This window comes from Paenibacillus sp. JNUCC 34, assembly GCF_058269055.1.
Map to the genome: position 1 here is coordinate 2,409,508 of NZ_CM177770.1, position 14,674 is coordinate 2,424,181.

At 42.3% G+C, this 14,674-nt stretch carries 16 protein-coding genes; 12 read left to right on the top strand and 4 right to left on the bottom strand.

Annotation, left to right across the window (positions count from 1 at the left end):
- Window positions 1-86 precede the first annotated feature (86 nt).
- Window positions 87-869 (bottom strand): arylamine N-acetyltransferase family protein, encoded by a 783-nt coding sequence (locus AC2TF5_RS11425; RefSeq protein ID WP_491302265.1) that lies wholly within the window; start codon window positions 867-869, stop codon window positions 87-89.
- 119 nt (window positions 870-988) lie between these two features.
- Window positions 989-1,192 carry a hypothetical protein gene (locus tag AC2TF5_RS11430; protein ID WP_241929467.1) on the bottom strand — a complete coding sequence of 68 codons (204 nt, stop codon included), beginning with the start codon at window positions 1,190-1,192 and terminating at the stop codon, window positions 989-991.
- Between the two features lie 243 nt (window positions 1,193-1,435).
- On the opposite strand from AC2TF5_RS11430, the gene AC2TF5_RS11435 reads away from it, so the two are divergent.
- The 4 genes from AC2TF5_RS11435 to AC2TF5_RS11450 all read left to right on the top strand — a co-directional run bounded on the left by AC2TF5_RS11435 (window position 1,436) and on the right by AC2TF5_RS11450 (window position 5,149).
- A complete protein-coding gene (locus tag AC2TF5_RS11435; protein ID WP_491302266.1) occupies window positions 1,436-2,617 on the top strand; it encodes an NAD(P)/FAD-dependent oxidoreductase in 1,182 nt (393 codons plus the stop codon).
- 36 nt (window positions 2,618-2,653) lie between these two features.
- Window positions 2,654-3,514, top strand: a complete 861-nt coding sequence (gene sigJ, locus AC2TF5_RS11440; protein ID WP_491302267.1) for an RNA polymerase sigma factor SigJ — start codon at window positions 2,654-2,656, stop codon at window positions 3,512-3,514.
- Window positions 3,515-3,659: 145 nt separating this feature from the next.
- The gene (locus AC2TF5_RS11445; RefSeq protein WP_491302268.1) at window positions 3,660-4,202 is read left to right on the top strand and encodes an RNA polymerase sigma factor; all 543 of its coding nucleotides are present in this window, start codon (window positions 3,660-3,662) and stop codon (window positions 4,200-4,202) included.
- Window positions 4,199-5,149, top strand: coding sequence for a hypothetical protein (locus tag AC2TF5_RS11450; RefSeq protein WP_491302269.1), 951 nt, complete (start codon window positions 4,199-4,201; stop codon window positions 5,147-5,149). The genes AC2TF5_RS11445 and AC2TF5_RS11450 overlap by 4 nt, the downstream gene beginning before the upstream one ends.
- Before the next feature lie 40 nt (window positions 5,150-5,189).
- Here AC2TF5_RS11450 and AC2TF5_RS11455 read toward each other — a convergent pair whose 3' ends face one another.
- On the bottom strand, window positions 5,190-5,858 hold the full coding sequence (locus AC2TF5_RS11455; RefSeq protein ID WP_491302270.1) for a cupin domain-containing protein: 669 nt from the start codon (window positions 5,856-5,858) through the stop codon (window positions 5,190-5,192).
- A gap of 509 nt (window positions 5,859-6,367) precedes the next feature.
- On the opposite strand from AC2TF5_RS11455, the gene AC2TF5_RS11460 reads away from it, so the two are divergent.
- Window positions 6,368-8,425, top strand: a complete 2,058-nt coding sequence (locus AC2TF5_RS11460) for a stalk domain-containing protein (RefSeq protein ID WP_491302271.1) — start codon at window positions 6,368-6,370, stop codon at window positions 8,423-8,425.
- A gap of 154 nt (window positions 8,426-8,579) precedes the next feature.
- On the opposite strand, the gene AC2TF5_RS11465 is transcribed toward AC2TF5_RS11460, so the two are convergent.
- On the bottom strand, window positions 8,580-9,455 hold the full coding sequence (locus AC2TF5_RS11465) for a LysR substrate-binding domain-containing protein (RefSeq protein ID WP_491302272.1): 876 nt from the start codon (window positions 9,453-9,455) through the stop codon (window positions 8,580-8,582).
- 126 nt (window positions 9,456-9,581) lie between these two features.
- Between AC2TF5_RS11465 and AC2TF5_RS11470 the strand changes: the two genes are divergently transcribed.
- The 7 genes from AC2TF5_RS11470 (at window position 9,582) to AC2TF5_RS11500 (ending at window position 14,674) form a co-directional block, all read left to right on the top strand.
- Complete coding sequence (locus AC2TF5_RS11470) at window positions 9,582-10,277, top strand: VOC family protein (protein ID WP_491302273.1); 696 nt, start codon at window positions 9,582-9,584, stop codon at window positions 10,275-10,277.
- A gap of 164 nt (window positions 10,278-10,441) precedes the next feature.
- The gene (locus AC2TF5_RS11475) at window positions 10,442-10,657 is read left to right on the top strand and encodes a sporulation protein Cse60 (protein ID WP_491302274.1); all 216 of its coding nucleotides are present in this window, start codon (window positions 10,442-10,444) and stop codon (window positions 10,655-10,657) included.
- A gap of 40 nt (window positions 10,658-10,697) precedes the next feature.
- Window positions 10,698-11,006, top strand: a complete 309-nt coding sequence (locus tag AC2TF5_RS11480) for a 50S ribosomal protein L25 (RefSeq protein WP_491302275.1) — start codon at window positions 10,698-10,700, stop codon at window positions 11,004-11,006.
- Window positions 11,007-11,244: 238 nt separating this feature from the next.
- Entirely contained in the window at window positions 11,245-12,726 is a 1,482-nt protein-coding gene (locus AC2TF5_RS11485; RefSeq protein WP_491302276.1) for an aminotransferase class I/II-fold pyridoxal phosphate-dependent enzyme, read from the top strand.
- A gap of 30 nt (window positions 12,727-12,756) precedes the next feature.
- Window positions 12,757-12,951 (top strand): hypothetical protein, encoded by a 195-nt coding sequence (locus AC2TF5_RS11490; RefSeq protein ID WP_241929456.1) that lies wholly within the window; start codon window positions 12,757-12,759, stop codon window positions 12,949-12,951.
- 252 nt (window positions 12,952-13,203) lie between these two features.
- A complete protein-coding gene (locus tag AC2TF5_RS11495) occupies window positions 13,204-14,133 on the top strand; it encodes a COX15/CtaA family protein (RefSeq protein ID WP_491302277.1) in 930 nt (309 codons plus the stop codon).
- Between the two features lie 202 nt (window positions 14,134-14,335).
- Window positions 14,336-14,674: a c-type cytochrome gene (locus AC2TF5_RS11500; RefSeq protein WP_491302278.1), complete on the top strand. Its 339-nt coding sequence runs from the start codon at window positions 14,336-14,338 to the stop codon at window positions 14,672-14,674.

Genomic DNA, 14,674 nt, shown 5'->3' on the forward strand with positions numbered 1-14,674 from the left:
ATCCCTCAGACGATTATCGGACAAAAATAACAAAGGGCGTGTTTTGATCAATTCAAAACAAAGCATTAATGCTTATATGCGGTACATTATTGTTTCAATTCAAAAGGTAACTTGATTCCGAAGTGAGCATATAAAGCATCCGCATATTCTTGTGGATTGGACGGTGAAAATGTACGGACTCCATCAGATGTAAAGATACGAAATTCATGACCATCTACAGTGTTTCTACCGTCCTTGGTACGGATGAATACTTTGGCTCCTTTATTAAATACCGATTCAGGTGAATACTGGCACCAGTAGGACGTCGTTATATAATCTTGAGGTAAGTTACTTTCCTCCGTGAAGGAATAAACAGGGTCCAAAACTCCATTCTTACGCTCGTACAACATCCATCCATAAGATGATGTTTTATTAACTTGATAGATTTCATTGCCTTGTACCTGTTCGACGTTCTCAATGAGTTCGATCGGGAGTCGAGGTGCCATGCCCGCTCCAACATCAGCGATAAATCGTCTATCATGTATGTCAACGTGAAGGATATGGTGACGTCGTTTGACTGGCGTATGGGACTCACCCCGCCAGAACCGGCCGAAATAATTAGTAACCTTGAAGCCGAGTTCCTGCAGAAGCCATCCGAACAGCGCGTTCAGTTCAAAGCAGTAGCCTCCCCGGCGTTCAATTACAATCTTATGAAACAGATCCGGGATTTCAAGCGATAAGGGGATGTGTCCTAGTATATCCAGGTTTTCATAAGGGACTGTGTGGACATGATGCTCCTGTAATTGAGAGAGTACTTCTGGACTATTGTTGATGGGACCGCTGTACCCAATGCGATTTAGATATTGTTGTACATCCAATTGGTTATCCATGAAATTTGATAGCACCACATTTCTGATTAGTATATATATGTTTATAACATAATAACTCTTATTTGGAAGAGAGAAAAAGGAAGAAGAGCAAGCGCAAAATGCGCCTGCTCTCTTTTTGCTTACATGGAATTGTTTCTTCGTGATCTGCGCTTTCGAAAGAAACCATAGAGGATATCTACTAAACGAACGTTTCTGGGTAATGCTGTTACGCCATAATAACTGCTTCCGTCATATTTGACAAATGCTCCTTTACGATCAAGCTGCTCCAACTCGGCTTGTTGGAATTCCAACCATTTCTCTGTTGAGTAGCTGTCAGTGTACATAAGTACCTCCTTAAAGACATTCCAAAATTTACGTCAAGACGCATACGCAAGATGTCTTATGGTTTTATTATGCAGTGCAGTTTGGAGGTAAAAAAGTGCTGATATGTGATTTTAAATTTCCCCTTTTATAAAAAGCACTGGGTCGATGGACATTTTTCTTATAATTATCTTTGTACTTCACATGTCACAAAAAACATGGGTTCCTCGTTTTATTTGCAAATGCAAAAAGAGGAGTGGTTACAAATGCAAGATTTTATATGTGTTGTTGTGGGAGGCGGGTTTGCTGGTATTCATGCGGTTAAAGCGATCCAAAAAGCGTATCGAAAAAGAACAGACGGACGCCGGCTTCAGCTGATCCTTATCGATAAGCAAACATACCATTTGCGGAAAGTTCTTTTATTTAGACCTGCTGTAGGGAATGAGGAGATTACCGTACCGTGGCAGCGAATACTACCTGAAGGGTCTCAATTCGTACAAGGTACGGTACTGAGAGTGGAGAGCCGGAGTAAAAGGCTTTGTTATCAGGATGCAGAAGGCAAGCAGCAATTGATGAACTATGATGTGCTGGTCATGGCGGTAGGCAGTGTTATCAGGCAACCTGACCCGGAACAGGGTGGTATTGCATTGACCGGATTGGAAGCGGCAGCACGAATTCTAGAGCAGTGGCGAACAAACTTGCAACTTGCCCTAACAGAGCCAATAGAAAAGGAAAAGCGGCGTTTGATGAGTGTTGCTGTTGCAGGTGCGGGTATTACGGGTATCGAAACATCCGCAGAATTGGCATACGCTATGAGGGAGGAAGCGTTAACTCTAGGACTTGACCCGTCGGAGATTACTATCCACCTTCTGAATAAGAACGAACGGTTATTCCCTGAAGGTCCTTCGAAAGTTGGAATCAAGTTGGAACGTTCCCTTATGTCAAAGGGCGTGACGGTTCATCATAGACGAAAAGCTTTACGAGAACAGGGTGGTCAGCTTACAATATCTGGAGATGAACCTCTGTTCGTCGGTTTGGTAGTCTGGACGTTAGGTTTAGTTCCCAATCCGGTGCTTCGGAGTATGAAACTGCCGCTTACGCGGGATGGTCAAGTGATCGTTGATGAAAGCTATCGTGTTCGAGAAACTCCAGGCATTTACTGCATAGGAGATTGCGCACACATTGTTGATCCAACAACTAGCAAAGCCGACGGGATGACGTGTAAAGAAGCGATCCTTCAGGCCAACCGGCTCGGAGCCATCATTATGGCTGATTTGGATGGGCGACCGGCTCCGCAGCATAAAACAGTGATCGAATCGTTCACTGTCGGTCTGGGTCCGGAAAATGGCTTGAGTTGGACGCGAAAGTGGGGAATTGATATGACCATAACCGGTAGCCTTGGTTATAAAATCAAATCATATTTGTGGAATTTTTCCAGTATGCTTTGATGAAATATTTGCTTCAATGGTGAGGAGCGCTGTGACATGAAAGAGCTTTATACACAGTACAAAGGGTTACTGTTTAATCTTGCTTACCAGATGACCGGATCTGTTTCTGACGCGGAAGATGTCGTGCAGGATGTATTCGTCAAAGTAATCGATATAGATTCTTCGAAAATGACAGAACCGAAAGCCTATCTATGCAAAATGGTAACGAACCGATGTTTAGACATTTTTAAATCGGCGAAGAGAAGGCGCGAGCAATATTTCGGTTATTGGCTTCCGGAACCGATCCTGATGACGGAAGACGAATCATATGAACAGGTTGTACGTAACGATATGCTGTCATATGCGATGCTTGTGCTTCTGGAGCGGCTTTCTCCCTCAGAGCGGGCAGTATTTGTCCTGCGGGAGGCGCTGGACTTTGATTATTCCGTCATCGCCGAGCTGGTTGAAAAAAACGAACTGAACTGTCGCAAACTGATGAGTCGCGCTAGACGGAAGATGGGAATATCGGAAGAGGATTTAACAAACGCTGAAGCGGTGCGAGAGGAGTGGATAGGCCAGTTTCTTGCTGCGCTATCGCAAGGTCACGTTGATTCTGTGCTGTCTTTGCTTGCCGAGGACGTTGAAGTCATTTCTGACGGTGGCGGCAAAGTATCAGCCGCTGTTCGTCCAATTAAAACTCGTGAATTGGTTGCCAGGTTCCTGCTCGGCATAATCAGCAAAGCGCCAAAAGACGATAGCGACTCATCCGGTTTCGAAATGGTACGTATAAACAATCAGGTTGGAATTATAGTTCGTGAAGGTAATCATGCTACAAACATTGTACTTATGAATATGAAACAAGATTTACTTCAAAACATCTATATCATACGTAACCCAGAAAAGCTGACGCATGTCTGATTATAGACTAACTCGTCAATGGAGGGTGTACTTTAAGGGGTCACGTAAGTGACCCTCTTGATGTTCCACCATTTTGTTGCCGTATAAATTATGTAGGGAACTTTTACTGAATGGCAGTTGTCAAAAAGGTTGGAGGTGAAGAGTGATGGATACGGACTATTTAAATCATGTTGTCACAGTTGACTCCACGGAGCTTTACAATCTGATGACTTTGTATGGTGATGATGTATGGGGTTATGCCTATGCTATAACCAAGAATCGGGAGTTATCTAAGGACGTCGCCCAGGAAGTCTTTATTAAAGCCTTTTACAAAATACATACGTTTCGTGGACAGTCCTCTATTAAAACATGGTTGTTCGCTATTACGAGAAATGTAGCACTCAACGAGTTAAAATCAAGTTATTTTCGCAGAATCCTGTTGTTCGAGAGGATTACAAACCGTGAAGTCACGCCATCTGCGGAGATGGCATTCCTCAACAATCAAGCTGCAGCGGAGATATGGGACATCGTGATGAAACTTTCCATCAAACTCCGGGAGGTCCTCGTGCTGGATCTGGAACATGATCTGACCATTAAAGAAATGGCCAGGCTGCTTGGGCTGTCCGAAGGAACGGTAAAATCCAGACTCTATCGGGCACGAAATGCTGTCGAGAAGGAATGGAAGAAAAGGGAGGAGCGGGTAAGATGAAACCTACGAAGCCGGATTGGTACCTTGAATTCAAAGGCAGTTTTAAAGGGGATTTTACATCGGAGATGAAAGAAAACGTCATCCACCACGTTCAGCATAAAAAGAAGAGTATGAAACAACATAACTATCTGAAAATATCATTCTCCACAATGATCGGTATTTGTGCCATCGCGACACTCATTCTTTTCTGGGATAGCATCGCTGATCCTTTCCAGTCTTATAAAAGCGCTGCGCCCGGCCAGCCGCAGAATAACGAGCTGAAACCGACAGTAACTTCGACAGAAAAGAATAAACTGACCTTCACCAAAGAACCGGTTATTATACCTAATACGAATATTGAACTATGGGAGGAATATGAAAGCCGGTTCTCTAGGTTGAGTACATCATCCGTTGACCTGCAAGAAATCATCGATTTAAACGGGAAAGACAGCTATGTAATCTACACCAGATCAGATGAGAGAGGGAAAGCTGTCTTTCAAGGCCTTCAATTAGAAGGGGTTTCCAGGCCGGGAGAACTGCTTGAACTGGGGTACGGCGCCCTGAAACATGTTAAGTGGGGAAGGAGCCAAGCATTTGGAGACAATCTGCATACGTTATCCGGGGAATGCGGACCAAACCTGATCTGTACGTATCTGTTAACTGTCGGGGATGATCATGTCAATTTTAAGTATACACTCAACTCAGAAGGCCACGAAGCTGATCTGGATGGCGATGGAGTTGCGGAACTGATTGCAACAACGGACATCAAATTCGACAATAAAGTTTTTATCATTAAAAAAAGAGGTGATGAGATCGTATGGGCGGATGTAAATAGCGCTCTGGACGCAGAATCAAGCGATTCCGTTACCTTTGAACCTAAGAGTCAAACATTCAAACTATCCTCTGACGATGGTGTTCGACATTATCGAGTTATGAAAGGTAAGGAACAGCTCGTTCAGGTGAAATAATTGTATAGCAAGAGAGTTTCAACTCCGTTAGACTCTGTTTCTAGCGTTGATGATACTGCCATCCATTTCCGATAACTTGTTGCGGATGCTGTTGTGTTCTTGTGTAGTCATACGTATTATTTTGCCCTTGATTATACTGTTGTGTTGGTGCACAGTTTTCATTTCCATTTTGAACGTTTTTGCAATTGCACGGTGGTCCAATGACAACAGTTTCTGTAATAGGAGCCAACGTTTCTTGAACCTTCGCCTCATCCAAGCAATACGTATGCGCCAAAATGTCAGCAGGTGTTAAACGCAGCAGATCTGATCCTGCTATGAATTCTGGTACGGGAGCATCAAATATGGCTAATAAATGTGTATTATCCACGGTAGCAATTTCGTAATGCCACCACCCCTGTGGAACATTGGCTACTTGCCCAGGTGTAATAGGGATGTTAACCAGCTTTTTAGTAAATGGATTAATTAATGAGACAACTGCGGCACCTGATATGCAGTAGACTAATTCTGATGCATTTTGATGAGTATGCGGCTCGACTACGTTCGATTTACTAAGAAAAATATCTAACAAAGAGACGTTACCTAACGTATTAAGCTGATTGACGGAGAGAGAATTAATATAATTGCACTTGTCTTTTTTGAAAAATTGATTTTGGCTTAGATCATAGAAAAATTGCACAGAGGGTGAAGTGAAATCCATATAAGATATCATCGTTTTATTACCGCCTTTGTTTTAGGATGGGTGTTTGACCCGATGACATATCATATGACGTTGCTTAGAGGGGTGCTACATAACGCTTAGTGAAAGATCTCCTCTTCTTCGTAAACAGTATCACTTTTTTAACTTCACAAATGACAATAGTATTTGCTTTGCAAGCCGTGCTCCAAAATTCGTCTCAATTAAAAATGACGGGGCTGTCCCAAAAGATCTTAGATCTTGCGGGGCAGCCTTTACTTCTGTTGGAAGACACTCCGCGTACATGAGTGAATATCTATGATTAAATATGACATGGTTTCATAGGCAAGAAAGAGGACAAGTTTTCCAAACGGTCATTTTTTTTGCAGAAAAATCGACATTTTAGCTGATGCATACTATAAAAAATTCGTTTTTTAGACATTATTCAATATTTGTTGGGCAATTATAGAAACTATTTATACAAACAGACGTCTAATACTATGACTAATTGGAAAATAAAAACTAGAGATTGAAGGAGTCTGAGAATGAAACTGAAGAAACTATCGATTTTGTTAACGGTGCTAGCCCTTTCCCAGGTAGCAACAGTTGTCCCTGTAGGGGCGGAAGCGGGTAACACGGATATTCCACAAGGGACAGTTACTCAAGAAGTTTATGATCCGAACGCTACGATGCCTAACGTCGACGATATCGAGGAACCTATAACTCAGGTATCATCAAATATGAATGAACTGATCTTATACTTCAATAGCACTAAAATGGAACACGGCGGTAAAGTCTATAATGCACCCCAGCCTATGCAAGTTAAAGATGGAGTCTCCTATGTTCCGATTCGTGCCCTTGTAGACCGTGTTGGCTTCAAGGTCACTTATGATAAGAAAACAAAGGAAACGATTATCCTTAAAGGCAGCAACGAGCTTCGTTTCAAAACAGATAGCAATAAATATACGGTAAATGGTGAAACAAAGACCATGAAAGGTACTTCCTATCAGACAAACAGCACGTTCATGGTGCCGTTAACAGCAATAACTCAAGCTTTAAATATTCCATACAAAGCAGACAATGTGGGTAAGCGAGTTATTATGAATCTGGAGACTAAACCGACAGCTAAATTTACAGTGCAGCCTAAAGAGATTTTTGCAGGTGAGACCATCGTTACATATAAGACAGAATCGGAGTCATCACTTGGACTTCCTATTGTTGATGAACGGTGGGAAGGCAAACAAGAAGTGTTTGATGCTCCAGGAGAATACAAAATTAGTTATTCTGTACAGGATTCAAGTGGATCATGGAGTGATCCTTATACACAAACCATAACCGTAATTCAGCCAAATCAACCTCCTGTGGCTTTTTTCTCAACAGACAAGTCTGAGTACAAGATGGGTGAATTGATTACTTATACAGACGAGAGCACTGATGATGGGGAGATTAAGACTACGAAATGGGAGAACAAGGAGTTTGCCTTTTTTACTCCAGGTCCCAAAACAATCAAACTCACTGTAACGGATAACAAGGGTCTGAGCTCTACTTATGAAACAAGTATTAATATTACAAGTGATTCACTCTATTCCGAAGATGATTTTAATATGCTCTTTATACCTGCAGGTGAGAAATTCGCCTTCACTTCAAATGTTTCTTCTCGGTCCAAGATCAATTACACATTTAATGACGAACCGAGTACTTTGATTCGAAGTAATAGTCCAGAAACCGTAGACACTGAAGGGATTGTATATCGAGAGACGGCCGTCGGCGATATGCGATTTATGATTCACCATGTTAACAATCTTGATAAAAATGTAAAAATGTACGTTGTGGCTACAAATAAGAACAGTACAGCAGCAACCATTAGAACGGATTACTTAGGATTTGCAGGGCCTTCATATATAGCGACAGCAGCGGGTAAAAAGTCAGTTCAGAATTATTTCCAATCGATGAAAGATGGATCAAAGCAATCTTCGATTACACTTGAGCCGGGTGAACGTAAAATCGTCATGACAGAGCTCAATAAACAAAGAATGAAAACAGGGGATGTTATTTCTCTATTTTCGGATATGTACAGCGATTTGCCTGTACAGTTTGATGTAATCATGATTGATGAGAAATCGGAACCATTAAGCGTAATAGACCAACTGCCTATCCTGGATAGTGATGGAGTACACAACCGTGGAACGTATCCCAACTCTACTCGCGTCATCCAATACTCAGACCAGGTAGGGGGAGAACCACAGCGCCTCATCTTGGGTGACAACCAAGATGATCCCAATTTGTCGGGGATGGATCCTATGTATGGAGAGGTAGCATCCAATGCTGGTAACTTTGGAGTTCTTTACAAAATCACCCTTGATAATGTAGCACCCAATACACTGATTTCCTTTAATCCACGTGGAGGCAAATATTCCGGGTATGCTATGGTAAACGGGGATATCGTCCCTATTTATTCCTTGGGTCAGGTCAGACCTGATGAACAATCCGTACTGTATCGTACAGGCGGATTCGAACAGAAGGTTGAGATTCTGTTGACGGCAGCTCCAGGCAGTAATCTCCCGGTTAACTTGCTGTTCACCCCGTTACCAGCGAGAAAATAAATCAAGTCAAATTAACTATAGATATAAACCAAGCAGGTCACCCAAGGATGAATTCTCGGGTAACCTGCTTTTTCTAATACTATGATTTCCCAGTTCGGGTGAAACCGACAATCGCATAGAGGGGTTATTGACGATTCTATGAATGGAATGATGGTTATATCCTAAAAAACACTTCCAACCTTTTCATGAATGTTTTTGCAGCTCGGTTTAGATATTTATCATTACGATAAATAATCTCTAATTCTCTGATGGGGGAATTCTCAATTGGAATGGCACGGATATTTGGTGACTTGAGAATATCATTCAATTGGCTTGGTTGAATAGTAGCTCCAATGCCTTCTTCAACCAGTTGAAACAAGGAAGTGGCAGAGCCTGTTTCCATTACGGTGTGGATCGTGATTTTTTGTTCGTTACACCAGTTATCAATTAAATCTCGTCCATAAAAACCCTTAGGGTACATAACTAAAGGTATCTTCGTCAAATCTTCAGGTGAAATAATATCCCTCATCGCTAAGTCATGTTCATTATCTACATAAAGACTATACGTTTCCGTATAAAAGGGGATGTGAATGAGACGAGGATCATCTTGAATTGCTAAACCAACGCCAATATCTACTTCATTGCTCAACACTTTATTCAAAATATCTATGGATGGAATCATTTGAACTTTGGTATTAGGCAAATCCTTGTGAAAATCGATGAGTAATGATGTTAATCGATAATCCAGATCCGAAGGTAATACAGCTATACGCACTTGTCCAGAGTCCAAATTCCTAAGATCGGCGATAGCATTTTTTGCGTTTTCTAATGTTTGAACAATTTGTAAAGCATAGCTCTCTAGAAGTTCTCCCGCTTCGGTTTTAACTGTCTTTTTGCCAATCCGGTCAAACAAAGGCACGCCTAACTCATCTTCGATCACCCGTATTTGTTGACTTAATGTTGGTTGTGAAATCCCTAATTTATATGCAGCTTCAGAAAAATGCAATTCATTACATAACATAAGAAAATAGTGTAATTGTCTGATTTCCACCTAAGAAAACTCCTTTATCATAGGATTATGCTATTATTCATATAGAATATATAGTATTGAACTATTATATGGGTAAATCTATAATGAGGGCAAGGATGAGAAATAACAATGTGGGAGGTACACCGAATGAAATTATCGAAAGTCTTATTAAGTACTCAACATTTCGAAGCGATAAAGGGATTTTACGGTTCTCTATTGGGACTGGATGTTCTGGAGGATCAACCGTCTCAGTTATTATTTCAGGCTGGGAGTACAATTCTCGCTTTTCGTAAGGCTTCTCCTCAGGATCAACCATATTATCATATTGCTTTCACGATTCCTGCCAATAAGTTCTCAGAAGCGAAGCAGTGGGTGAGAGAACGAGGAATCACGTTATTTTCCAAGGATGGTCAAAATGAATTCCTGTTCGAGAACTGGAGTGCAACGGCATTTTACTTCTACGATCCAGCCGGCAACCTAATCGAATTCATTGCTCACCATATGCTTAACAATACGACGGATGAAACTTTTGGGTCAGAAAATTTACTATGTATCAGTGAGATCGGCCTTCCTGTCGATAATGTCCCACAAGTCGTTAAAGAACTTACCGAAACATTCCGACTTCGTCTGTGGAGCGGGGATGGCCAGCAATTCGCTGCGCTTGGAGACGCGGAAGGTAGATTAATTGTTGTGGACAAGCACCGGCCCTGGTTTCCAGACGGGCGTATCCCTGGCTTATTCGACACCAGGGTTTCCATTGAAGGTACCGATTCCGCCCGTATGGTTCTCCAAAACGGTATGTACGAATTAAGATCATCTGATCCTATGGTTAAAAGGAAATAACTGCATTTATTCAGAATTTACTTTTAATGGATACATCAGGTAACGTTGACAATGTGCACCAATCTTGATACAGTATAAACAACGAGGCATTTCGCTCCCTCACGGGCGAAGTGCCTTTGTGTATAGTTAGAATGATTTTACATTAAATGGTCAGGTGAGGAAGGATGGATGCGATGATTCAGGTGAAAGAGTTTCTAGATAGGGGTTCCGTAACGGCGGAGAAGAAAGCGAATGAATTTCTGGCAACGTTACAGGACGAGCAAGTGATTGACATTAAGTATTTCGCGGGATATCGCTCGAATCGAGATACGTCTGAGCAACTAAGCAGCATTCTGGTCGTGTACCGAACGAGTGATCATACGGGAAAGCATGAACCATAGTTACGACTAATTATTGATAACCTAGAAGGAGTATGTTGATATGACACATCATTTAGAAGCGCTTACAAGAAAGAATGAGAAACGTTCCGATTTGCGGAATCTGCGTAAAGAGGGAAGATTGCCTTGCAATCTGCTCGGGAAGAAGGGGACCATTGGTATGGTTCATATAAACGCACGGGAATTCTCTCTATTGATGCGGGACGGATTATCCAAGACATTAGAGTTGTCGATTGACGGAGGAACGTCCGTGTCTGTCGAACTGAAAGAAATCCAACGCAATCCGGTTACAAAAGATATTATCCACGTTGACATGCTGATTGCAGGCGGAACTGCCGCTGCTGGTGCATAGAGCCATTATACGAATGATGAACTTTATAAGCTTATGACAATAACCCCCAGGCTATTCAATCGAATGGCTTTGGGGGTTATTCTACTATATAGCAAAAATTTTTATTTCTTTCAAAATGGATGGTATACAAAATTGAAAATTGGATGGTTACGATTGGTATTGTAGCCAGTATTATTTGATTGATATGGCTTCTTTGAAGTCACTCGATAAGGATAGTTCATTGAAAGGAAAGATCACCATGAACCAACATAGAACTCCATTGTTTGACGCTTTAGTACAACATGCAATGAGCGACCCGTTGCCTTTTCATATACCCGGCCATAAAAAAGGTAAAGGGATGGATCCGCAATTCCGATCCTATATGGGTGACAATGCTCTAGCCATTGATCTAATCAATATTGTCCCACTTGATGATCTTCATCAGCCGTCAGGAGTTATTCTGGAAGCGGAGCGCCTCGCGGCAGAAGCTTTTGGCGCAGACTATACGTTGTTTTCCGTACAAGGGACCACTGGGGCAATTATGACAATGATCATGTCTGTTTGTGCGCCAGGTGACAAGATCATCGTGCCGCGCAATGCCCACAAATCCATTTTGTCGGCCATTATTTTTGCTGGAGCGATTCCGGTATGGGTAACGCCTGAACGAGATCACAAGTTAGGGATCGAGCATGGAGTGTTGAAAGAATCGATCCAGCAAGCGATAGAGCAGAACCCGGGTGTGAAAGCGGTTCTACTCATAAACCCAACCTACTATGGAACGAGCGTGGACTTGACCGAGATGGTCGAATTCGTTCACGGCTATGGGATACCGGTTCTGGTGGATGAAGCACATGGAACACTTATTCACTTTCATGAGAATCTGCCTGTGTCGGCTATGCAAGCGGGCGCAGATATGGCGGCAACCAGTGTGCATAAACTTGGGGGATCATTAACTCAGAGTTCGATCCTCAATGTGAAGGGGAAATTAGTAAATATAGAACGGATCCGCACTCTTATGAGTATGTTGACAACGACTTCAACCTCGTATATCCTTCTAGCCTCCTTGGATACTGCAAGACGGCAGTTAGCTGTAAATGGGCGACTGCTTGCGGAGAACGCTATAAATTTAGCGAATCAAGCCAGAAGTCACATCAATGTCTTTCCTGGGCTTTACTGCTATGGCGAAGAAATACTCGACCTGAAAGGTGTAGACAATTATGATCCAACGAAGCTGTGCGTTCATGTTGGACGACTTGGCATTACGGGCTATGAGGCGGAGCTGTGGTTGCGTGAACAATATAACATCGAGGTAGAGTTAAGCGATCTGTCGAACATATTATGTCTTATCACGCTTGGGGACACCGAGTATGAAGTTAACCAGCTAATACTCGCATTGAAACATATGGATGATACGTTCAGGAAAAAAGAGAGTGCAGTTGCTCTTACGCCTGCCACCATTCCTGATGCTTCACCATTTTTAATGTCACCAAGAGATGCTTTCTATGCAGATACTGAAACCGTTTTATTTGAACAATCATCGGGGCGGATCATCGCTGAGTCCATCTATGTTTATCCCCCGGGTATTCCAATTCTTATGCCTGGACAGATTATATCCCAGGATGTCGTTGACTATATTATTCGGCATGTAAAGGCAGGATTACCGATTAAAGGACCTGAGGATTCAACAACAAAAGAGGTTAAGGTTGTTGTTGAACTGCATAAGGATAGACATATGAACTAAAAGATTACCTTAAAAGAGGGGCTGATAGCGATGGGCATGTACATTATCGTCATTACATTAGCATTAATCGGGGGAGTTTCAACATTACTTGTCGGTCACTCTCAAGAGAATAAGAAAGCAAACCCCAATTATGAACGTAAAACTAGAGCGAATGTCACAAAATTAACCTTAATTTATGTGTTTTCTTTGATAGCGTTTATTGTGATTTGGATGATATTTAAATAAGGTTATCGTGCGTTACTTCCCCGGCAAAGAAGTGGAGTGACATTGGATAATACCATCTCAGCCCCGTTTAAGTATCTGTTCCTTCGAACAGATATTTAAACGGGGCTTTTTGTTCTTTCTAAGGCTAAAGGCATTCCCCACCAGTAGAAATGTGTCCAATGGATGGTGAGTCAAAATAAAAAATGGATGGTCACGAATGAAATGATAGTCATTATATTCGTTGAGGGTAGCTTATAAAAACAGACATAAGAGGTGATTCAATTGTTTTCGTTCCGTTATCGACTACTGACGTGGTCCTCGTTTATCGGTATGTTCTTCGTATTGCTTGCTGGAGCGATCGTAACCAAAACGGGATCAGGTCGAGGCTGTGGTGACGATTGGCCATTATGTAATGGCAAATTTGTCCCGGCCTATACGCTGGAATCCATGATCGAATATTCTCACCGCATGATAACAGGTGTGGTGGGACTGTTGGTTCTTGCAACCTTCATAGCGACATGGCGTTATTACAAGTTACATAAGGAAGCGTTGTACTACGCTGGAGGAACACTGTTTTTTACCATTGTTCAAGCTTTAATGGGAGCTGCCGCTGTTATGTGGCCGCAGCAGCCAGCTGTAATGGCACTCCATTTCGGCATCGCTCTGCTTGCAGTAGCCAGCAGCATGCTTCTAGTCGTATGGATGTACCAGATGCAAAAAGAAAGAGTGAGCTTTCATGCAGCTCCCATCCCAACCCCCATTAGAGTCATCGTCTGGGGAACATGGGTGCATAGCTGTATAGTCATATATCTTGGCGCGTATATTCGTCATACCAAGTCGGATGCTGGGTGTATGGGGTGGCCATTATGCAATGGACAAGTCATTCCTTATATGCACGGCGCGTCAGGGATCGTATTCATTCATCGGGTAGCAGCTGCGCTTCTATTGGTTTTGGCCATTATTCTGTTTATTCTTGTTCGCAGGCACGAAGTGAAAAATGATCACTCAGAGCTTACATTCCCGACAGCTGGCCTGCTTGTTTTTGTGACAGCACAGATTTTCAGTGGAGCATGGCTCACATTTGTCATGAATGATCCAGACGCATATCTGTTTGCCAGTCTTGTTCATAATGTTTTGGCCACCTTCTTATTCAGTATACTGACTACTTTGTCGATTCGGTCGTGGAAGAGGAGACACTGGTAAGTCGGACCGTTCAAAGAAATGAAACAAGATTAATTATGATGTGACATTTGTTACAGAAAATTGAACATGGCCTGCTAATTTTTCTGCAAGAGCGGCTGGTGACACTCCAGCTGTTCTCTTATACAGTAATGTCGATCATGACGGTGCTAGCAAGATACGTTAATGAAACCATTATGAATTTTACGGTTAGGGAGGAAAAGCAGTGACAAGAATACGCGGTTTAATCATTGCCATATTAGCAGTACTTCTCCTAAGCGCCTGCAACCAGAAAGCGGTGGATGATTCAACATTACGGGCAACGATTACGTCTCCCGAGGATGAAGAGGCTGTCGCATTGTATAAAAATCAATGCATCTCCTGTCATGCAATGGATTTAAGCGGAAAAGTGGGGCCGGACCTGCGAAATATCGGCTCAACAATGACGGAGGAAAAAATAAACGAAATTATTCGGGATGGATCGAAGGGAATGCCTTCTTTTAAAAAGCTGTTAGAGGATAACGAGATTGAGATTTTAGCTGGGTGGTTGGCAAAAATGAAATAA

Bases quoted from the DNA above. Each gene is read 5' to 3' on its own strand.
- AC2TF5_RS11470 (WP_491302273.1), top strand. From the start codon at position 9,582: ATGAAATTATCGAAAGTCTTATTAAGTACTCAACATTTCGAAGCGATA.
- AC2TF5_RS11475 (WP_491302274.1), top strand. From the start codon at position 10,442: ATGGATGCGATGATTCAGGTGAAAGAGTTTCTAGATAGGGGTTCCGTA.
- AC2TF5_RS11435 (WP_491302266.1), top strand. From the start codon at position 1,436: ATGCAAGATTTTATATGTGTTGTTGTGGGAGGCGGGTTTGCTGGTATT.
- AC2TF5_RS11455 (WP_491302270.1), bottom strand. From the start codon at position 5,858: ATGATATCTTATATGGATTTCACTTCACCCTCTGTGCAATTTTTCTAT.
- AC2TF5_RS11485 (WP_491302276.1), top strand. From the start codon at position 11,245: ATGAACCAACATAGAACTCCATTGTTTGACGCTTTAGTACAACATGCA.
- AC2TF5_RS11480 (WP_491302275.1), top strand. From the start codon at position 10,698: ATGACACATCATTTAGAAGCGCTTACAAGAAAGAATGAGAAACGTTCC.
- AC2TF5_RS11445 (WP_491302268.1), top strand. From the start codon at position 3,660: ATGGATACGGACTATTTAAATCATGTTGTCACAGTTGACTCCACGGAG.
- sigJ (WP_491302267.1), top strand. From the start codon at position 2,654: ATGAAAGAGCTTTATACACAGTACAAAGGGTTACTGTTTAATCTTGCT.
- AC2TF5_RS11430 (WP_241929467.1), bottom strand. From the start codon at position 1,192: ATGTACACTGACAGCTACTCAACAGAGAAATGGTTGGAATTCCAACAA.
- AC2TF5_RS11460 (WP_491302271.1), top strand. From the start codon at position 6,368: ATGAAACTGAAGAAACTATCGATTTTGTTAACGGTGCTAGCCCTTTCC.
- AC2TF5_RS11425 (WP_491302265.1), bottom strand. From the start codon at position 869: ATGGATAACCAATTGGATGTACAACAATATCTAAATCGCATTGGGTAC.
- AC2TF5_RS11450 (WP_491302269.1), top strand. From the start codon at position 4,199: ATGAAACCTACGAAGCCGGATTGGTACCTTGAATTCAAAGGCAGTTTT.
- AC2TF5_RS11490 (WP_241929456.1), top strand. From the start codon at position 12,757: ATGGGCATGTACATTATCGTCATTACATTAGCATTAATCGGGGGAGTT.